The 20,751-nt window shown below is 38.4% G+C and carries 14 protein-coding genes; 11 read left to right on the forward strand and 3 right to left on the reverse strand.

Annotation, left to right across the window (positions count from 1 at the left end; translation table 11 throughout):
* Positions 1–5 precede the first annotated feature (5 nt).
* Together bauB and AC52J8_RS05635 are read left to right on the forward strand one after the other, a co-directional pair.
* Positions 6–974, forward strand: coding sequence for a siderophore-binding periplasmic lipoprotein BauB (gene bauB, locus AC52J8_RS05630; protein WP_086399837.1), 969 nt, complete (start codon positions 6–8; stop codon positions 972–974).
* A gap of 85 nt (positions 975–1,059) precedes the next feature.
* Entirely contained in the window at positions 1,060–3,384 is a 2,325-nt protein-coding gene (locus AC52J8_RS05635) for a TonB-dependent receptor (protein WP_086399838.1), read from the forward strand.
* 66 nt (positions 3,385–3,450) lie between these two features.
* On the opposite strand, the gene basC is transcribed toward AC52J8_RS05635, so the two are convergent.
* Both basC and basD read right to left on the reverse strand, forming a co-directional pair.
* Complete coding sequence (basC, locus tag AC52J8_RS05640; RefSeq protein ID WP_086399839.1) at positions 3,451–4,761, reverse strand: putative histamine N-monooxygenase; 1,311 nt, start codon at positions 4,759–4,761, stop codon at positions 3,451–3,453.
* 47 nt (positions 4,762–4,808) lie between these two features.
* Positions 4,809–7,751, reverse strand: a complete 2,943-nt coding sequence (gene basD, locus AC52J8_RS05645) for an acinetobactin non-ribosomal peptide synthetase subunit BasD (RefSeq protein ID WP_198912086.1) — start codon at positions 7,749–7,751, stop codon at positions 4,809–4,811.
* Between the two features lie 161 nt (positions 7,752–7,912).
* Between basD and basE the strand changes: the two genes are divergently transcribed.
* The 8 genes from basE (at position 7,913) to basJ (ending at position 18,009) form a co-directional block, all read left to right on the forward strand.
* Complete coding sequence (basE, locus tag AC52J8_RS05650; protein WP_496538890.1) at positions 7,913–9,541, forward strand: (2,3-dihydroxybenzoyl)adenylate synthase BasE; 1,629 nt, start codon at positions 7,913–7,915, stop codon at positions 9,539–9,541.
* Between the two features lie 17 nt (positions 9,542–9,558).
* Entirely contained in the window at positions 9,559–10,428 is an 870-nt protein-coding gene (gene basF, locus AC52J8_RS05655; protein ID WP_496538891.1) for an acinetobactin biosynthesis bifunctional isochorismatase/aryl carrier protein BasF, read from the forward strand.
* A gap of 116 nt (positions 10,429–10,544) precedes the next feature.
* On the forward strand, positions 10,545–11,696 hold the full coding sequence (gene basG / locus AC52J8_RS05660; RefSeq protein ID WP_496538892.1) for an acinetobactin biosynthesis histidine decarboxylase BasG: 1,152 nt from the start codon (positions 10,545–10,547) through the stop codon (positions 11,694–11,696).
* Positions 11,697–11,940: 244 nt separating this feature from the next.
* Positions 11,941–13,551 carry an acinetobactin export ABC transporter permease/ATP-binding subunit BarA gene (gene barA, locus AC52J8_RS05665; protein WP_317799887.1) on the forward strand — a complete coding sequence of 537 codons (1,611 nt, stop codon included), beginning with the start codon at positions 11,941–11,943 and terminating at the stop codon, positions 13,549–13,551.
* On the forward strand, positions 13,548–15,143 hold the full coding sequence (barB, locus tag AC52J8_RS05670; protein WP_496538893.1) for an acinetobactin export ABC transporter permease/ATP-binding subunit BarB: 1,596 nt from the start codon (positions 13,548–13,550) through the stop codon (positions 15,141–15,143). The genes barA and barB overlap by 4 nt, the downstream gene beginning before the upstream one ends.
* A gap of 71 nt (positions 15,144–15,214) precedes the next feature.
* The gene (basH, locus tag AC52J8_RS05675; protein ID WP_086399842.1) at positions 15,215–15,949 is read left to right on the forward strand and encodes an acinetobactin biosynthesis thioesterase BasH; all 735 of its coding nucleotides are present in this window, start codon (positions 15,215–15,217) and stop codon (positions 15,947–15,949) included.
* Positions 15,950–15,959: 10 nt separating this feature from the next.
* The gene (locus tag AC52J8_RS05680) at positions 15,960–16,715 is read left to right on the forward strand and encodes a 4'-phosphopantetheinyl transferase family protein (RefSeq protein WP_068563454.1); all 756 of its coding nucleotides are present in this window, start codon (positions 15,960–15,962) and stop codon (positions 16,713–16,715) included.
* Positions 16,716–16,839: 124 nt separating this feature from the next.
* Entirely contained in the window at positions 16,840–18,009 is a 1,170-nt protein-coding gene (basJ, locus tag AC52J8_RS05685; RefSeq protein WP_086399843.1) for an acinetobactin biosynthesis isochorismate synthase BasJ, read from the forward strand.
* Positions 18,010–18,128: 119 nt separating this feature from the next.
* On the opposite strand, the gene AC52J8_RS05690 is transcribed toward basJ, so the two are convergent.
* The gene (locus AC52J8_RS05690) at positions 18,129–19,370 is read right to left on the reverse strand and encodes a L,D-transpeptidase family protein (RefSeq protein WP_017398631.1); all 1,242 of its coding nucleotides are present in this window, start codon (positions 19,368–19,370) and stop codon (positions 18,129–18,131) included.
* Positions 19,371–19,671: 301 nt separating this feature from the next.
* On the opposite strand from AC52J8_RS05690, the gene hemE reads away from it, so the two are divergent.
* Positions 19,672–20,745 carry a uroporphyrinogen decarboxylase gene (hemE, locus tag AC52J8_RS05695; RefSeq protein ID WP_086399844.1) on the forward strand — a complete coding sequence of 358 codons (1,074 nt, stop codon included), beginning with the start codon at positions 19,672–19,674 and terminating at the stop codon, positions 20,743–20,745.
* Positions 20,746–20,751 lie beyond the last annotated feature (6 nt).

A 20,751-nucleotide genomic window follows, 5' to 3' on the forward strand; every position in this document is an offset into this window, starting at 1 on the left:
TACATATGAACTGGAAGAAAAAGTATGGGGGAGTCGCCCTCATCATAGCGGCAGCTGTCACTCTACAAGCATGTGATCAAAAAGTTGCAGATACCACTCAAGCTTCTCAGAAGCTAGCAGAACCGATTACGGTGAAACATGCGCTTGGAACTACGGTGATAGATCATTTGCCGCAACGCGTTGCCGTACTTGATATGAATGAAGCTGACTTTCTAGATCAACTCAATGTCCCGATTATGGGAATGCCAAAAGATTATGTTCCACACTTTTTGGAAAAATATAAAAAAGATGCACAAATTCAGGATTTGGGTGCAATTGTACAACCCAATATCGAAAGGATATATGCATTAAAACCAGACTTGATTTTGATGACGCCATTACACGTTAATCAGTATCAGGAACTGTCCAAAATTGCCCCGACTATTCATTACGATATTAACTTCAACAACAGCGAGAGTAATCATATTGGTCTGGTTAAAGACCATATGATGACCTTAGGAAAAATCTTTAATAAAGAAGATTTAGCTCGCCAGAAAGTTTCTGAACTTGATGAACAAGTGAAACAAGTACAAGCCGTAACGGCCAATCGCCCAGAAAGAGCGTTAGTCGTTCTTCATAACAATGGGGCATTTAGTAATTTTGGTATTCAGTCACGCTATGGCTTTATTTTTAATGCCTTTGGGGTAAAGCCTGCAAGTAGTGTGGTGGATACAAGTCTACATGGGCAACCTATTTCGAGTGAATTCATCAAAAAAGCGGACCCGGATATTCTCTATATCGTGGACCGAACTGCTGTGATGGAACATCGCTCAAAAATTAATGCTGCCAGTGTTGAAAATCCATTATTACGTCAAACCAAAGCGTGGAAAAACGGTCGTGTCATTTTTGTCGATGCCGATGCGTGGTACACCACGGCTGCAAGCCCAACCTCACTCAAAATAGTGATGGAAGATGTGAAAAAAGGCTACCAATAAATTTTTATGCACATCACGTAATCAAATTTTACAGCATAAATTTTCACTATTTTGCTTTGTGTTTTAAGCAGATAGTTAATAAAAAATGAATCACAACATTAAAGGTCTTTCAATGAACAACGTTAGCGATAACCGTAATTTTAAAAGTGGGAATGATCAAAGAATTAATCAGCGTTCTTTTGTATTAAATGGTATTGCATCTGCACAAATGGCCCTTCGATTAGGCTATGCATTAGGCACCGTATTTGTACTATGTGCATCAAATACCTATGCTGCTGTTATTGATAATTCAACAAAAACTTTAGAACAACAAACTGCTCAAACAAATGTAGCAGCTTTACCCGCAATTACCGTAAAAGCTGAACAAGATGATACTTATGCAGGTGGGCAAGTTTCGTCAAAAAGCTCAGTTGGCTTTTTAGGTAATAAAACCGCTATGGAAACCCCGTTTAATACCATTGCGTATACAGAAAAATATATTGCAGATCAGCAAGCGAAAGATATCACCGATGTGATTGCAAAAACGGATCCATCTATTTTTTCAACTGGCGCTTACGGCGTAATTGCAGAAAGTTATGCTATTCGTGGATTTAGATCAAGTTCTGTGGCTGCTGGCCGCGATACTTCTATGGGCGGATTATATGGTATTGCTCCTTTATACCGCGCTTCACCGGAAATGTTTGAACGTATTGACGTGTTAAAAGGCCCTTCAGCAATGTTAAACGGAATGCCTCCAGGTTCAACTTTAGGGGGAACAGTTAACTTGGTTCCGAAACGTGCAGGAGATGATCCCTTAACTCGTTTTACAACGACGTATATGTCGGATTCACAATTCGGAGGCCATCTGGATATTGGACGCCGTTTTGGTGAAAACAAAGAGTTTGGTGTGCGGTTCAATAGTGTATATCGAGATGGTGAAGGACCGATTAAAGAGCAGGAAAAAACCACTCATCTATTTTCACTTGGTTTAGATTGGAAAGGCGACAATGCACGACTTTCAGCCGATTTATATACTAGCCGTGACCATGCTGACGGTATAAATCGTGGTTTAACCATTTTACCAGGTGTCAATTTACCCAAAGCGCCAAACCCCGATACTTTATTGAATCCAACGTGGACGGTCTATAACACGCGTGATACGGGAGGTATGATTCGAGGCGAATATGACTTAAATGATAAGTGGATGGCGTATGCAACGGCGGGTATGAGTAAAACAGAATATAACACGTTGGGTGCTGCTAAAACTGAAATACAAAACGAAGCGGGAGATATAAAATTCAATATTGCACATTTAGGTTTCAAATATGAACGTAAATCTGCTGAAGTGGGGTTACGTGGTAAATTTGATACAGGTGCTGTAAAACATGCTCTGGCATTAAATGCAACACATTACCGCGAAACGGATGACGAAGCTGGTATTAGACAAGGATTTACTGAGGGAGATCGTGTAACTAATATTTATAATCCGAATTGGGGCAGTAAACCGAATCGCGTTCCTATTGCACCTATTTTTAGTAATAAAGAAAATTTAACAAGTGTTGGCTTAGCCGATACGATGTCGGTTCTTCAAGATCAAGTCCAATTAACCTTAGGACTGCGTTATCAAAATATTGTCACCGAAAGTTTAAATGGGCAGGGCGTCCGAAATATTAACGGTCGTTATGATAAAAATGCTATTACACCTGCAGCTGCAATTTTGGTAAAAGCAAATGATCATGTTTCATTATATGCAAACTATATTGAAGGGTTAAGCTCAGGGGGAACCGTACCTACAGGACAAAACTACGAACATGAGGGGCAAATATTTTCTCCTTTTAAAACTAAACAGATGGAAACCGGAATTAAAATTGACAGCGGTAACTTCACCAATACGTTTAGTGTATTTCAGATCAATTCTAGAAATTCGTATGTAATTAAAAGTACCGATGAAAAAATCAAATCTATTTATGGTGCTGATGGAGAACAACGTAACCGCGGAATTGAATGGGGCTTTTATGGTTCACCTGTTGACAGTATTCGTGTAATGGGAGGATTAACTTATATTGATCCTAAAATTACAAAAACCAGAATTGAAAGCGAGTTAGGAAATGTTGTTGCCGGTGTTCCAAAAGTGCAAGCTAAGCTTGGTATTGAAGGTGATGTGTCGTATATCCCTGGCTTAACTTTGACTGCCAATGCGACAGCTGCGTCTAAACAATATATTTATAATGATAACTCAACTTCAGTACCTGGACGTGAAGTGTACGGAATTGGCGCACGTTATAATACGAAAATAGCTCAATTTCCTGTCACTATTCGCGGGAATATTGATAACCTCACCAATAAGTCATATTGGTCAATGCCTCAATTTACAAATTTAATGCTTGGTGCACCACGTACTTATTTATTATCTGCCACAATTGATTTTTAATTTGATCTAAAAAGAACATATAAAAAAACTGCCAAATTTGATTTGGCAGTTTTTTATTAAGCGTTTTTATTTTGGTAAACCATAGTGCTGGAAAGAAGACTGTTTAGGAATTCGATAAGCATTACGCCCCAGTAATTGATTAATAATGACTGAGTTTCGGGTTGCTCCAATCCCTAAGTCTGGAGACCCTACACCTTGCTGAAAAATCTCGGCATTTTGAATGAAAATTCGACCTTGTCCCAGATCACAACGTAAAGCCGTAAAGTCTTCTTGAACAATACAATCATTTTTATCATCAACAGCTAAAATAGAACCTTTCATATTTTGGAACCATTCAGGCCAATCATGAACATAGCCTGTAGCTGCGACAAGGGCATCAGTTTCTAATTCGCAACGTTGATCGAGTTGAGTATGCAAACAGGTTAAACGCAGAGAACCCGATTCAAGTTGTTCAACCGATTCAACTTCACAGCTTGTGTATAGGCTTAAACCGGATTTCTCACCCGCCACTGAACGCTCATAAAGAACATCATATATATCACCAATGGTTGAGAAGCTAATTCCTTTATAGATCAAGCCCTGACTAGCAGCAATGTCACGACGTTTATCTCTAGGCAGGCTTTGGAAATATTGCATATATGCAGGGGTAAAACATTCTTGCCCAAGTTTAGAATATTCCATTGGGTGAAAGCCGGCAGAACGTGTGATCCAACGAATAGATGCACCTGCTTTTACTTGTTCTGGTGTAAGTGAATTAAATAAAGCAAGCACACATTCTGCTGCACTTTGGCCCGAGCCAATAATCGTGACTTGTTTACATTGTTTGAGTTGTTCCTGAATTTTTGCAAACTCCGCAGAATGTTTTACTAAAGGGTGTTTGCATGTTTCAAGCCACGTAGGAATTCGAGGTTTAGTTCCAATACCAATCGCTAGATTTTGGCTTATATATTTTTGTTTTTCGCCCGAAGCTGATTCACTTTCTATAATAAATTTATCGAGCTTGGCGTCATATTCAACATGACTTACGTTTTCTCCAAATCGACAATCCGGCAATTGTTTGGAAGCCCAACGGCAATAATGGTCGTATTCACGGCGTGGAATTAAAAAACTGTCGTAATAATAAAACTGATGTAAGCGATCATGTTGATGTAAATAATTAATATAGCCTAAGGGATGGCAAGGATTGGCCATTGTAACCAAGTCGGCAAAGAAAGGAACTTGTAATGTCGTGCCTTGCAATAGCAGTCCTTCATGCCATCGAAATTCTGGTTTGCGTTCTAAAAATACACTTTTGATTTCGGGATGATGAGACAAAAGAGCAGCTAAACCTAAGTTGAATGGCCCAATACCAATTCCGGTAATATCTATTTTTTTCATGTTTATACTTTATCTGTTTCCAAAATGATGAAAGTTAAAAATACGAATTAATGTGGTGTTAGTAATTTCTCTACATCAGCAATATTGCGACATTGAATAAGTTGAACAGGTGAGAGCTGAATCGCGTATGTTTCATTAATACGTTTTGAAACGACCTTTAAATGATGTGGACGCAGCCCGAGATGAGTAAAATGAGTTGAACTGTCCACTTCCTTATTTGGTGTGTGGCCTATCACTTCTAAATAAATATCGAGTAGTTGACTTTGCTGTTTAGCATTATTTTCAAGTGGTATAGATGAATGATCGGACTCATTATTCTTGAAATATGGTCGTTTATTTTGAAGCTCACTGAAAAAATTGCTGAGATCAAAACTGAATATTTCTGAATCAATAATTTGCTTGATTGCCAATTGTAGCGCATTCAAGAAATCCTCAATCATGTGAGGTGGAAATGCTTCTTGGGCATAATCAATATCGAAAATTAAAGCGCCGTCATTTCTTGTGCTAAAGCGAATATCAATTGCAACTTGAGGTGTTTGAGTAAGGCCATCTAGTTGCTGAATAGGATGCGATTCAGATAATACAGGCCATGACAAACCATTTGTAATTACAATCGGTAATACTGGAGCAGTGCCAACTTTTTCAAATAATAGTCGAGCGAGATCAACGCCTGAAAATGAAAGATGCTGTAAACCCTCTAAAACTTCAGTTTGTAAACGGTTTGCTTGTTCAGCAAATTGATCTAAAACTTTCCACTCAACAGCAATAAACGTAGAGCTATTGGAAAATGGTCCGGCATAGAGAGGAAGTGTAGGAACTGCAACGCATAGAGATTTGTCCGTGCTCCAATGAGATAGCACTTCCAAAATAATCGCCATAATAATTGAGTTTTTAAACAGTGAATGTTTTGCGCCAATTTTAGACAACTGTTTAAATTGAGCTTTCTCTATAACCAGACTGTTACGTTGGTAACGTGAAGTCGGTAAATGCTGTAAGGGTGTTTTCCACGGAAGCGCAGGAATAGCCGATAATTTAGAAAATTTTCTTTCCCAGTAAGCCATATCTGCCTGATGAACAGATAAGCTATTTTCAGCTTCATTTTCTTCTATTTGTGTTTGGATATGATGTTGTTTTCCATCAAATAGCTCTAACATAAGTGAAGCTATAGATCGGCCATCTAAAATTAATGCATCAAAGCGGACAAAAATCGTTAGTAGATTATTTTTTAATAAAAATACAGTGATATTCCAAGGCGACTGATTTAAATCAAATAGCGTATGCGTATAACTATTTTTATAGGACTCGATGTGGTGAGAAGCACGTTCAGGTTCCCATGTAGTTAGGTCTATTTCTTTTAAATTGACACTCACTTGATCGCTTACATATTGTACTAACCTATTTTTATCAATATAGGTTCGTAAGCTGTCATGCCGCCGTACCATTTCTGTCAATCGTTGTTTTAATAAAACAATATCCATTTTGCCGCGATACTGCCTAAACTCTTGCATGGCAACACCACCTAAAGGAAGGGCTTGAGTTCGGCCTAATAGATAAGCTTGCTGTAATGCGTTTAATGATTTTTGAGACGTACGATCTGATGGAGTATTTTGGGCTGGGCTTATAATTTGTGTATTAAGTTGTTCAGGGTGTGCTGCAAGATTTTTAAGTAAATGAATGAAGGATTCAAATAAATTCGTGATCCATTCTTTGGGTAGAGCATCTAAACGGATGTCCCAGTTAACTAAAATACCATCATCTACATGAGCAACTTGTGCATCAAGTGCAACTTGTGGTCCTTGTGAAATGACCCAATTCATTGAGCCAAAAATACGGCGGACACGTTCGGAAAGTAAATTATCATTTTCTAAATCAAGTGCTGCTGTAAATACCACGGGAGCAATCTGTGCACTACCATGATAACGGGATAGGTCACGTAGAACGTTAACACCCGAATAATGTGAATGCTCTAATAACTCAAGCATTTGATTTGCTATTTGTTTGCAGAATGCAGCTAAGGTAGTTATTCCTTTCATATCGACATCAAGGATGACTAAATTAGCAAAATCACCAATAGAGCCTTCGACATTTTTTAAAACCGGTTCGCGCCAAAAAGTAGGAATATTTAATCGGAAGCTGTGATCTTTGGTTGCATGACCAAGCGTATAGGCAAATAAACCTAATATTAGGTTGGTCACGGTAATGTGTTGTTCTCTAGCAAGTTGTTGTAATGCTTTTCGTTCTTCTGGCGATAACCAAATACTTAAACGATCACTTTTTGCTGTTTTGAATTCTTGATTAATGAAAGGTAGAGACGGAGCAGGGCTAATATGAGGCAGACGTTGTTTCCACCATAAGCGGTCTCGTTGGTTTAATTTTTTTAGCTCAGGGTCTGTCCGTATTTTTTGATACCAGTCAAAAAAATTAGGCGGACGGGAGAATGATATTTCTGGGTCTTCATAAAACAAAGAAAGATCTTCCATCAAGTTCAAAAAGCTGGAAGGATCTATAGCAATCATGTCCGTATCTACATGAAAACGAAAAATATTATTTTTAAGAATACTTACAGAAAATCTTGCAGTTTGGCCCTGACTTAAATCAAGTTTTTGATGGGTCCATTGCTCGCGTTTTTCCATGAGCATTTGCTCAATTTGATGATCGCTAAGCTTTGAAAAATCATCGACTTCTAATATCTGTTGAGTCTTCTCAGACATAATGTTTGCGATGCCATCGGCGCTCAAACTTAACCTCAAAATAGGGTGTTCTTTATAAAGTCGTTGAAGTGCTAAATGTAATTTTTGTAGATCAATAAATTGACCGTCAAATTCTGCATAGAGATGGGCAGCAACCCCACCTAAAGTTGCGTTGCCAGAGCGACCAAACCAGCAGGCCGCTTGCATCGAAGTTAATTCACACATTGAACGATAACTCGGTTGACAAATTAATCTTGTTTCAGCATCATACAAACAAATGAAAATGATTACCAGTTGCATTTGTTAATCATTTCCAATTTTGCTGTGAATATATAGCTTGTCCGTCTTAAGAGTTTTCTTTTGTCGGTATTCAAATTAAATATTTATGCCGATATGTAAGAAAATTTACCAAGAATCAATAGCTTGATAACCATTAAATTAAATTGAATATTTAGAATGTCATGAAAAAACAGTTGATTGAGTTTGTTCGCTGGTCTCCCGAGAGAGCGCAACACTATCGAAATAAAGGTTATTGGATTGACCAACCTTTGACGCGCATTTTAACGGTAGGGGTTCAATCGCATCCGCATTCACCGGCAATTATTTGTGGTGAGCGTCAGTTGAGTTATATCGAGCTGGACCAGCTATCAACAAATTTAGCCTCTCGACTAGCTGAAAAAGGCTTGGGCAAGGGTGATACTGCTTTAGTACAACTTCCCAATGTTGCGGAGTTTTATATTGTCTTTTTTGCCTTGCTTAAAGCAGGCGTGGTTGTGCTCAATGCGCTATATAGCCATCGCCAATATGAACTAAATGCCTTCATTAAACAGATTCAACCTAAGCTTTTAATTGGTTCGCGTCAGCATGAAGTTTTTAGCAATAATCAATTTATTGACTCACTTCATGAAGTAAATTTAAGTCCTGAAATTATTTTGATGCTCAATCATCAAGCTACCGATTTCGGACTATTAGACTGGATTGAAACACCAGCAGAGACCTTAGTCGATTTTTCATCTACACCTGCTGATGAAGTTGCTTTCTTTCAGTTGTCAGGTGGAAGTACGGGAACACCAAAACTTATTCCACGCACGCATAATGACTATGACTATAGTGTGCGAGCCAGTGCCGAGATTTGCGGTTTAAACTCGAATACTCGGTTATTGTGTGCTCTGCCAGCTCCGCATAACTTTATGTTGAGTTCACCCGGTGCATTAGGCGTTTTACATGCAGGTGGATGTGTTGTGATGGCACCAAATCCTGAACCGCTCAATTGTTTTTCTATTATTCAAAGACATCAAGTCAATATGGCATCTTTAGTGCCGAGTGCTGTCATTATGTGGCTAGAAAAAGCCGCTCAATATAAAGATCAAATCCAGTCTTTAAAGTTGCTTCAAGTGGGGGGAGCAAGTTTCCCTGAATCTTTAGCCCGTCAAGTTCCTGAAGTCCTCAATTGTAAATTACAACAAGTATTTGGAATGGCCGAAGGCTTAGTCAATTACACCAGACTAGATGACTCCGATGAGCAAATCTTTACGACCCAAGGGCGTCCTATCAGTTCTGATGATGAAATCAAAATTGTGGATGAACAGTATAAAGAAGTCCCGGAAGGTGAAATAGGGATGCTTGCGACTCGGGGACCTTATACCTTTTGCGGTTATTACCAAAGCCCTGAACATAATTCACAGGTCTTTGATGAGGACAACTATTACTATTCGGGCGATCTCGTGCAGCGTACTTCGGATGGCAATTTACGTGTAGTAGGAAGAATTAAAGATCAGATTAACCGTGGTGGTGAAAAGATTGCTTCGGAAGAAATAGAAAAACTTATTCTTTTGCATCCAGAAGTTATGCACGCAGCTTTGGTCGCAATTGTTGATGAACAATTCGGTGAAAAAAGTTGTGCCTTTATTGTTTCTCGGAATCCCGAACTGAAAGCTGTTGTGCTCAGACGCCATCTCATGGAGTTAGGTATTGCACAATATAAGCTTCCAGACCAGATCAAATTAATCGAAAGTTTGCCTCTGACCGCAGTCGGTAAGGTGGACAAAAAACAACTTCGCAGCATTTTAAATACATCTACAACATCTTAATAAATATTGAGCAGCATATGGCTATTGCAAAAATTTCTACTTATCTCATGCCCAAACGAGAGAGTTACCCAAAGAACAAAACAGACTGGCAGTTAGATCCTTCTCGAGCAGTTTTATTAATTCATGATATGCAGCGTTACTTTTTAAATTTTTACGATGCTGAAAGTGAATTAATTAAAACGGTTGTTAATCATTTAGTTCAACTAAGAACTTGGGCACATCAGAACAATGTTCCTGTTGTCTATACAGCACAGCCTTATGAGCAGCCAGAGGCAGATCGCGCATTACTGAATGCGATGTGGGGACCGGGTTTGCCAGCCTCAACAATCGATCAGCAAAAAATTATTGATCAACTTTCTCCTGCTGAACATGACATTGTCTTAACGAAATGGCGTTATAGCGCGTTTAAACGTTCGGATTTGCTTGAAAGAATGCAAAACTGGAATCGTGATCAGCTCATTATTGGCGGTGTCTATGCTCATATCGGTTGTATGGTTACGGCAATTGAAGCCTTTATGAGTGACATACAACCCTTTTTGGTTGGCGATGCAGTTGCCGATTTTTCAGAAGAAGAACACCGCTTGGCTTTGAAATATGTATCTTCACGTTGTGGTCAAGTTGTGGATACCGAATCTGTAGTGGGGCAGGTGGCAACAGGCATTACACGACCTTGGTTAGAGCAAAAGGTCCAGCAGCTTATTGAAGAAGATGAATTAGATCCCGAAGAAAACCTGATTCTTTATGGATTGGACTCATTACGAATTATGCAGTTTTCTTCGGAACTCAAAGCACAGGGAATCAATATTAGTTTTGAAGAATTAGGACGCACACCCACTTTATCAAATTGGTGGTCATTGGTTGATGCACGGCAAAGGATTGCAGGGTAGAGGGTTGCCACCATAAGGCATACGACAAATCCTGGTCGCTAAATTTTACATAAAATTTATATCTTTGATAGCGACTCCTTAGACGACTTGTAATCGTCATATTAACGGAGCAAAAAATGATTTTATCGCCTGCTGATCAAGAGAAAATAGAGACATTCTGGAATTACTGTTTAAAACATCAATACTTCAATATTGGATATCCTGAATCTGCAGATTTTGATTATTCAGCTTTATTCCGTTTTTTCAAATTCTCTATTAATAATTGTGGTGATTGGAAAGACTATAGCAATTACGCATTGAATTCTTTTGATTTTGAAAAAGATGTGATGGCGTATTTTGCTGAAATTTTTCAAATTCCCTTTGAAGAAAGCTGGGGATACGTAACCAATGGTGGCACAGAAGGTAATATGTTTGGTTGTTATCTGGCGCGTGAGCTATTTCCAGATTCCACATTATATTACTCAAAAGATACGCATTATTCGGTGGGAAAAATCGCCAAATTATTGCAGATGAAATCTTGCGTGGTTGAATCATTGGATAATGGTGAAATCGACTATGATGATTTAATCCATAAAATAAAAACCAATAAAGAAAGTCACCCCATTATTTTTGCAAATATTGGTACGACCATGACTGGCGCAATTGATGATATTGAAATGATTCAAGAGCGCTTAGCGCAAATCGGAATCATGCGCCGAGATTATTATATTCATGCCGATGCTGCCTTAAGTGGCATGATTTTACCTTTTGTTGATCATCCTCAAGCGTTTTCCTTTGCTCATGGCATCGACTCGATTTGTGTGTCTGGTCATAAAATGATTGGCTCACCGATTCCGTGTGGCATTGTTGTGGCCAAACGCCAAAATGTAGAGCATATATCGGTAGATGTGGACTATATCTCTACACGTGATCAAACCATTAGTGGTTCTCGCAATGGCCATACTGTCTTGTTGATGTGGGCGGCAATACGTAGCCAAACCAATTTACAAAGACGGCAGAGAATTCAACATTGTCTAAAAATGGCCCAGTACGCAGTTGATCGCTTTCAAGCAGTAGGCATTCCTGCTTGGCGGAATCCGAATTCAATCACTGTGGTATTTCCGTGTCCTTCAGAGCACATCTGGAAAAAGCATTATCTGGCAACCTCGGGAAATATGGCTCATTTAATTACTACGGCACATCACCGAGATACACGTCAGATTGATAGCTTAATTGATGACGTTATTTTTGATTTACAAGGTGCCTCTAAACGTACAGTTGGTTTTTAGTCATATCAACCAAAATGATTTAGACAAATCCATATTAATTTTACAGTCTAGAAAATGATCTAAAAATATTTTGATAGGGCGGTTGGGAAGTTTTTGATGCAATTAAAGTTTTTTAAAAAATACTTTTTATATGATTTTCTTATTCATGCTTTTTTAAAGCCGGAAATGGCAATTCTTGCTGGTCAATTCAAGCGAAATTTTATTTTAAGTACCGCTTTTTCTATGAATATAAAGAGAGATAAGCATGTCTGATTTAAAGTTATCTCATCTGATGACAGACTCTTCCTTGGCACCTGCACTCAAGCCAGCATTTCCTAAATTATTTGCAGGAACGTTTGCTGCCGTATTTTCGGGTTTAGCCATTTTAACTGCCCTGTGGGGTATGATTCAGTTGATTGGTTATTTATCTTCTTATTGGGTGATCTTTTCAGCGGTTTTTTGGATAATCGGGGCGGCATTGGCAGCACTGGCTTCATGGCTAGTGCATGATGCAGAGGCTGGATTTTCGGCACGATTACGTCGTCAAATTGCTCATCATTTAATTCGGTTACCTAACACAACCCTATCAAAGCAGGGTGACCAAAGCTTAAAACGACTGGTTTCAGACGATATCGCAACCTTACACCATATGGTAGCGCATTTACCGTCGGAAATTGCGATTTTCGCTGTAATCCCTTTAGTTTCTATTGCTTTATTAGTTGTGTTGGTTGGCCCGATGGCACTTTGGGTATTATTACCTGGGGCAGTTGCTTCACTTTATTATTTAATTATTGTTCCCCATGTATCAAAACGGGATGGCGCTGCACGTATGCAGGTCATGTTAGATATTATTGGTTCTGCTGATGACTATGCGCGCGGCATTCGTGATAATCGAATATATGGGCAACAATCAGGCGCTTTAACAGCCTATACTCAATCAGCACAAAATTTCACTCAAAATATGGTGTCTTGGGTGAGTAAAGTCGCAACACTCGCTGCTGTTGCCACTGCATTACTACAAGCTGTTGCAACCTTTGCCATAGCCTATTTTGTAGCTTATCAATACGACAGCATGACCTTGGCTGCAACACTTTTCTTTAGTTTGGCCATCGTGACACCTTCGCTACGTTTAGGACATGGTCTTGATTATGTCGCTGCTGGGCGAGCTGCAGCTAGTCGTTTATCGGCATTCTTAAAAGAGCCAGTACTCTCATCGGGCAATCTACAACAGATTGAGCAAGATGTAACACTCGAAATAGTTAATGCGAGCTTTACAATTGAAAATCAAAAAGTATTGGATCGATTAAGTTATTCATTTCCAAAAAATTCAATTACTGCAATTACAGGGCCAAGTGGAATTGGAAAAACAACATTGCTTCGAACACTTGCTGGGTTAGCCGTATTGCAAGAAGGTGTCGTTCAATTAGCAAAAACAGATATTTTGCAATTACATGAAAAACTAAGACATGAAAAGGTTTTTTTTATTCCACAAGGTGGAGATGTATTACCGACCACAGTAAGAGAAAACTTGTCCTTATCTGCCGTTAATGCAAATGATGAACAACTTGAGCAGGCATTACTCAAGGCCCAATTAAAAGTAGATTTAAATGCAGATGCAACTTTACTTTCAGGCGGTGAAAAACAGCGCCTAGGAATAGCGCGTGCGTTTTTATCTTCAGCTCCTATTATTTTATTAGATGAGCCGACGAGCGCACTCGACCAGACCAATGCGACAAAAATAATATTGGAATTAAGCGACTTAGCTAAAAACCAGAATAAAACTATCGTCATGGTCACTCATGATCTTGTCTTAGCTGCTCATGCCGACAGCAGGTTAGTGCTTAACGGCTCAACTGACTCAGGGAAATCTTTATGAATACTCCTGCTAAATTAAATAAAGATCAGATTTTTTCGATGCTTCCTCGTGCAGCCAAACAAAAATTAATTATTGTTGGTATCGGATGGATCATTGTTGCAGCAATTGAAGCGATCGCATATACCGTATTGGCATTTGCAATTGTCAATCAATGGTCTCCAAGTTGGGTTCTCATCAGTGCAATTGCAGCAATATTGGTGACAGTGGTGGTCACTCGTGCTGGCTTTCTCACGGGTGTGCGTTTAGCAGGGGACCTATTTGCTGAGTTAGGCAAATCTTTAGCTCGTGCTAAGCTCTCTTGGTTTACCAATGAACAGCGTGCTCAGATTAAGACAATTGCTGGACAGGGAATTCCCGGGTTTATGAGTATTCCTGCTCATCAATTGCAAACCTTTTTACATGCCCCATTTATGCCTTTGTTTCTAACAATAGGAATAGGCATGCTTGCCGGAGCTGGGGTAGTATTTGTCGCTTTAAGCTTAGTTTTACTCTCTTTATTTGCCCAATTCCTAGCACAACGTGCACTGATGCATATTGATAAAAAGCGTAATACTGCCGATTTAGCGGCTTCACAAGCAACGCTGGAATTGGTTGATCATGTTGAGTTATTACGCACAGCAGCTGGTCCTGAACGTGCGGTCCAAAGGCTAGAACATCATTGGGAAGAGCAAGAAGAGACATTAGTACGGATTAATCGTGCTGCTGCATTTGCAAGTTTTGTTGCAACCTTGGCAAGTGTTTTACCGATTGCAGGGATGGCAACATATCTGGTGATCGCTGGAGTCAATCATGCTGTTTTGGTATTGGCATTACTCGTCTTAATTGGACGTGCAGCAGCGCCATTAGGTGAACTTGCTACCGCAGGGTTGCATATTAATGATTTGTTTGCTGCACTGCGCAACTTTAATCAGATCACACATCCACCTGAGTTACCTGAGCCATTACATCCTCAAATTCCTACTGGCCATCATATTTCTGTACAAGACGTTAGCTATGCGCCAGCACTTGAAAATATGTCTCTCGACATCGCATGGGGGAGCAGAGTATGGGTTAACGGACCAAGCGGTAGTGGTAAGAGTACTTTACTTGAATTGCTTACAAGGTTTGATGATCCACAAAGAGGAAAAATTACCCTTGGTAGCATAGCTCTTGATCAAATGAAATATGAAGATTTGGTTTCGAATATCGCTTATGTCACACAAGAACCTATTTTGTTCACAGGAACACTGGCTGAAAATATCCGTTTAGGAAAACCTGATGCAACTGATGATGAAATAGAAAAGGCTGCAAGAGATGCCGCATTAGGCGCAATGATTGACCGTAGTTCAGAAGGAATTAATCAATCGGTGGGTAAGCAAGGCACCGCATTGTCTGGTGGTGAACGTCAGCGGGTCGCAATTGCGCGAGCATTACTCAAAAATGCGCCGATTTTAATACTTGATGAAGCTACCTCTGCTTTGGATGAAGAGACTGAGCAGGAAATCGTTACAACGATACGTACTCTTTCTTCTACGGTTATTTTTGTGACACATCGTGATTCAGCCATTTGGCAACCGACTCAAACTATAAATTTAGCTTCAATTTCTGTTTAAAAAATAGCGCAGAAACCTGATTTAAGCATTTTTTATAAAAGAAAAATGCTTAATATTTGGAGAATTCTTAAATGAATAAACCTCAATATAATATGTTCTGTTTACCGCCTGCGGGGAGTAGCGCGAGTATTTATCATCCATGGAAAAAGCAGATCTCTGACAATATTCGTATTATTCCCATTGAATATTCGGGGCATGGTATAAAAATAAATGAACCACTGATCGATGATCCTGATCTATTGGCTATGCAAATTGCCAATGAAATACAAGCTTATTCAGACACACCGTTTATTTTATTTGGACATAGTGTAGGAGGTGGCTTGATTTGGAAAGTACTCAATTATTTGAATGGAAAAACCATAAGTGATCAGTTGAGATTAATCGTTATAAGTAGCCGACCTGAGCATCGCTATATTCAACATATGCGGTACAAGCATGAGCTAACTGATGAAAAAATTATTGATGAATTAAAACGATACAATAATTTTCCTAATGAAATTTTAAATAATCAGGATGCACTCACATTCTTTCTCAAAATCATTCGTAACGACTTCTATCTTAGTGATCAATTACTAAGGGAAAACATACACAAGACTGAGGTTCCGATTGTTGCATTTTATGGCAAACAGGATCCTGATATTCCTAATAAGAGAATGATGGATGCATGGCAACAACACACAGAAAATTGGTTAGGAAGTATTGAGTTTGAAGGGGGCCATTTCTACTTTCTCAATCCCGAGACCCGAATAAAGATGCTTGAAAACATTGCTGCCATCGTTGAAACATTGACCGTGAATATTGAATAAAGTGCAGGCTATGAATAGGGAGAAGCCGGTAAATAGAGGGGCTAATTCATGTCTGGATGAAATAAATATTCAATATGAAAAGCTAACAGCTTTTGGGCTAGATATACATAAAGTTCAGCTCAGCCAAATCAAAGTAATATCTAAACTTGATCATATCTATCAGGAGCTGAATATATTTCTTCCACCGAAGATAAAAAGCTCACGCTTCATTCGTCAATTAGAGTTCTTGACGGGACGCTTAGCAGCAAAATATGCATTACAAAACCTTAATTTACAAGATTCTATTGTCTATCAAGGTAGACATGGGGAACCCCTATGGCCCGAAGGAGTGCTGGGTGGGATTAGCCATGTTGGATCAAAAAAATCATGTCATGCCATCGCATATGCTAGAAATAACATGGTTCAAGAAAAAATATTTGGGATCGATATAGAGTCTCAAAAACATTATATTTTTTTTAAAAAGAAAGATGAATTTTATGATGTTTTTCTAAATAAAAACGAACAAGCAGAAATTGAAAAGCTGCAAAAAAAACAAGCATATTTATATTTGGTAATATTCTCTGCTAAAGAAAGTATCATTAAAGTAATTTATTTAAAATATAAGCAAATTATTGATTTTAAAAATATAAATTTTAAACAACTAGATGGTGAGTTTCTTTATTTTTACCTTAGTCAAGAAAGTTCAATCGAGATAAATCTAGAGATTAAAGTTCAATTTTTTTATACAAATAACGAGATAATTACAATTTCTTGCATTGAAAACTAATTTTATTATTGATAATAATAATCATTTGCATTAATGTGTGTTTCAGTATTTTTATACTCCTATATTTAAAAAGAAGTACTACAGAATTTGCTTGAAAAAAATCAATGTGAGAGGTGATATACAGATGATGCAGACTCAAATATCAGTAGAGCAAAATTTAGATCATATCGGTCAAAAGAAATTTTCATGTTTCTCTACGAAAAATTATTATCTCGAAGTGAACGAATTCGTTAAAACGCTGAATACACCTGCAGCAAATACCGCACAATTTAATGATGAGATTGCAAAATGTTTTGAAGAAATTAAAAAGCAAGGCCATCAAAATCCAGTTTTAATTGGTGCTATACCTTTTGATATTACAAAGAAAAGTAGCTTAAATTTTTATGCTGATCATAAAAAAATAACACAAGCATCTTCTACGATTAACTCATTAAAAAATCGTAATAACATTGAGATAATTAATAAATCATTACTCATTCAACGCCAAAAATTTGAAGGTACAGTACAGTTAGCATTAGATGCTTTTGAGAAAAAGAAAGTAGAAAAAGTTGTTCTTTCTCAGGCTGTTGAATATGAGTTCAACCGTCATCAAGAGCCAGAAAACTTATTGGCTGCTTTATTAAAACAAAATCCAAATGCTTATAATTTTGTGATTCCAGTAGAACATAATAATTATATTCTAGGCGCAAGCCCAGAACTGCTTTTATCAAAACAAGGTCGTATAGTAACCAGTAATCCTTTGGCCGGTTCTAGACCCAAATCACCGATTTCTGAAAAAAATTTCGTCAGCCAACAAGAATTAAATCATTCTGAGAAAGACCAACATGAACATCGAATTGTGGTTGAAAATATTATTAGAAATTTAGCCACTCATTGTGTAGAGCTTAAGGTTTCTGAATTTCCAGATATTTTAGAAACATCAACAATGTTGCATTTATCATCAGAATTCCAAGGTATGCTCAAACAACAGGCACCGAATGCATTAAACCTTGCATTAGAATTACATCCAACACCAGCGGTTTGTGGCTCACCAACCAATGTTGCTAAGCAGTTTATTTTAGATCATGAAGGTTATGACCGACATTATTACACTGGTTTAGTAGGTTGGATGGATGCCGAGGGTAATGGAGAATGGGTAGTGACGATTCGCTGTGGTCTACTCAGTGAAAATAAAATGCGCTTATATGCTGGTGCGGGGATTGTCGAAGGGTCAGATGCTGAAGCTGAATGGTTAGAAACAGAAGCTAAAATGCAAACCATGTTGAATATTCTAAATACAAAAATTGCTGTGTAATTAGTAAACCTAGGCTGGTGTTATGTTTATAGTCAAAACAATAACTAAATATTCCACTGAGATATATTAAAAATTTAATAAAAAAGCCTGCATAAAGCAGGCTTTTTTATTTAAGAGGATTATTCTAAGAATTTAACAGTTACGCCTGAACGTACTTTATTACCTAAATCGTTAGCATCCCAGTTCGTTAAACGGATACAACCGTGAGAAGCTGTTTTAGAAATTAAAGACGGGTTTGGTGTCCCGTGAATACCAAAAGATTTTTTACTTAAACCAATCCAGATATTACCTACAGGTGCATTTGGACCAGGTGGTAAAGAAAGAGGTTTCAAGTTTTTACCTTGAATAAAGTTTGATGGTGAGTAGCTATACCAAGGATTACGAGCCACACCAACTACCTTGTAAGTACCGGTCGGAGAAGGCGTATCAGTACTGCCAATTGTTGCAGGAAATGACGCAATCATTTGGTTACGGCTATTGAAGAGATACAATTGTTTTGCACCTTTATGCGCAATAATCAAATGAATGTCTTCTGGTAAATCATTGCGTACGTTTGGAACAATGATTTTTTCACCCGCTTTTTTGAATGTTGCTGTTGGATTGATTGTTTTTAAGAAAGCTTCATCGATATGAAACTTTTCGCCCAACATTTCGCTAACACGAGTGTAATACAAACCTTTCATTTTAGCCTGTAAAGCATAATCAGAAGGAATTGATTGTGCATATGGGCCTTTTAAATCGGCATCAGTAATGGTGTATTCAATAAATGAAGGTTTTGTTTGCTTAGCAACTAGTGCATCCCAAGTTTCTTTAGTCAGTTCACCAGTAGGTGATAAACCATTCATTTGCTGGAATGAAGAGATTGCTTTTAAAGTGTTTTTGCCACTCATACCGTCAATTGCACCTGGTGATGCATGTGCATTATTTAGCATGACGTGAGCACGAGCGTAAACTGGAAACTGGCCTTTACCAATATTTTCATACCATTCAGCCGAATTTAAGCTATCTAATGTCCAAGAAACTGCTGGAGCTGAAGTCTTTGCAGTTGTTGTGGTCGTTTTAGCTACGGCTACCGGTGCTGAAGCGGCAATACCTGAATCAGCATTTTGGTCTTCAGTTTTTTGCAAATTTTGTAATGTTGTTGACGCTCGATTTAAGTCACTTTGTTCTTGAGCGGTAATTTGTGTCGAAGCTTGAGCTTTTACAGTTGAAGCTGCATCTACTGCTAAAGGATCAATCGGATCTTCTACAGGAGCTGATACCTTTTTAGGGTTCAGGGGTTGCTCAGTTGTTGAAGCAGCAAAAGCAACATTAGCAATAATACAACTTAAACTCATAGCGAGTAATGAGCGAACAAACATGTAATTCAACCTTAAGAATTTTCATATAAGCAATAGGGGCATGATCTAATCTAAAAGTGCATAAAACTACCAATAACTCATCTCTATGAGCCCAAGATTGGCAGTTTAGTGGTTAAAAGAATATCAATAGACCCGATGTAACATGTTGCAAGTATTGCAGAAAACCTTGCTGCTTGCAGTAGACTTTTGTGTAAATATGCATTTTTTAGTAGATTGACGAGTTTTTTGTGTGAAATTGAAATTATAAAAATCTTTATGTTTTTGATATGATGCTGCCACATAAAGAATATAGAGATTGGTAATGACGACTTTGAAAAATGATCGTTTCCTACGAGCTTTGTTACGCGAACCTGTAGATACCACACCGGTATGGATGATGCGTCAAGCGGGACGTTATTTGCCTGAATATCGTGAAACACGTTCAAAAGCAGGCGACTTTCTATCTCTATGTAAAAATACAGAATTTGCTTGTGAAGTGACTTTGCAGCCTTTACGCCGTTACGACTTAGACGCAGCGATTTTATTTTCAGATATTTTAACAATTCCTGACGCATTAGGTTTAGGGCTTTATTTTGAAACAGGAGAAGGTCCTAAGTTTCAAAAAACGGTACGTACTGAACAAGATGTGGCGAATTTACCCAAGTTAAATGCAAAATCAGACCTCGATTATGTAATGAATGCGGTAAGTACAATTCGCTCAGCTTTAGGTGGACAAGTTCCACTGATTGGTTTTTCTGGTAGTCCTTGGACGCTTGCAACTTATATGGTTGAAGGTGGTTCAAGTAAAGAGTTCCGTTTCACCAAGCAAATGATGTATGCGCAGCCAGAAGTTTTGCATGCCTTACTTGATCATTTAGCAGATTCAGTTATTGATTATTTAAATGCTCAAATTGATGCAGGTGCTCAGGCGATCCAGATTTTTGATAGCTGGGGCGGGGCATTGGCACACCGTGAATACGTCGAATTCTCTTTAAACTACATGAATAAAATCATTGCTGGTTTGCAACGTGAGAAAGATGGTCGCCGTATTCCTGTTATTATTTTCACTAAAGGTGGCGGTCAATGGTTAGAGCCAATGATTACGACTGGTGCAGATGCATTAGGTTTAGATTGGACTACTCCACTTAATACAGCTCGTAATATTGTGTCGGGACGTGTAGCGCTACAAGGTAATCTTGACCCTGCTGTTTTATATGGCTCGGCTGCTTCAATTGAAAAAGCTGTAAAAGCAATGTTAGACGATGCTTATGCAAACGGTGAAAAAACAGGTTACGTTGCTAACTTAGGCCACGGTATTACCCAGTGGGTAGACCCTGCGCAACCAAAAATCTTTGTAGATACAGTACATGAGTATAGTGCTAAATATCTAGGATAGTTTTTT

Source organism: Acinetobacter sp. S-1 (assembly GCF_059579785.1).

What these genes read in the sequence shown, in the direction of transcription:
- bauB (WP_086399837.1), top strand. Translation starts at nt 6, where the DNA reads ATGAACTGGAAGAAAAAGTATGGGGGAGTCGCCCTCATCATAGCGGCA.
- AC52J8_RS05635 (WP_086399838.1), top strand. Translation starts at nt 1,060, where the DNA reads ATGAATCACAACATTAAAGGTCTTTCAATGAACAACGTTAGCGATAAC.
- basC (WP_086399839.1), bottom strand. Translation starts at nt 4,761, where the DNA reads ATGAAAAAAATAGATATTACCGGAATTGGTATTGGGCCATTCAACTTA.
- basD (WP_198912086.1), bottom strand. Translation starts at nt 7,751, where the DNA reads ATGCAACTGGTAATCATTTTCATTTGTTTGTATGATGCTGAAACAAGA.
- basE (WP_496538890.1), top strand. Translation starts at nt 7,913, where the DNA reads ATGAAAAAACAGTTGATTGAGTTTGTTCGCTGGTCTCCCGAGAGAGCG.
- basF (WP_496538891.1), top strand. Translation starts at nt 9,559, where the DNA reads ATGGCTATTGCAAAAATTTCTACTTATCTCATGCCCAAACGAGAGAGT.
- basG (WP_496538892.1), top strand. Translation starts at nt 10,545, where the DNA reads ATGATTTTATCGCCTGCTGATCAAGAGAAAATAGAGACATTCTGGAAT.
- barA (WP_317799887.1), top strand. Translation starts at nt 11,941, where the DNA reads ATGTCTGATTTAAAGTTATCTCATCTGATGACAGACTCTTCCTTGGCA.
- barB (WP_496538893.1), top strand. Translation starts at nt 13,548, where the DNA reads ATGAATACTCCTGCTAAATTAAATAAAGATCAGATTTTTTCGATGCTT.
- basH (WP_086399842.1), top strand. Translation starts at nt 15,215, where the DNA reads ATGAATAAACCTCAATATAATATGTTCTGTTTACCGCCTGCGGGGAGT.
- AC52J8_RS05680 (WP_068563454.1), top strand. Translation starts at nt 15,960, where the DNA reads ATGAATAGGGAGAAGCCGGTAAATAGAGGGGCTAATTCATGTCTGGAT.
- basJ (WP_086399843.1), top strand. Translation starts at nt 16,840, where the DNA reads ATGATGCAGACTCAAATATCAGTAGAGCAAAATTTAGATCATATCGGT.
- AC52J8_RS05690 (WP_017398631.1), bottom strand. Translation starts at nt 19,370, where the DNA reads ATGTTTGTTCGCTCATTACTCGCTATGAGTTTAAGTTGTATTATTGCT.
- hemE (WP_086399844.1), top strand. Translation starts at nt 19,672, where the DNA reads ATGACGACTTTGAAAAATGATCGTTTCCTACGAGCTTTGTTACGCGAA.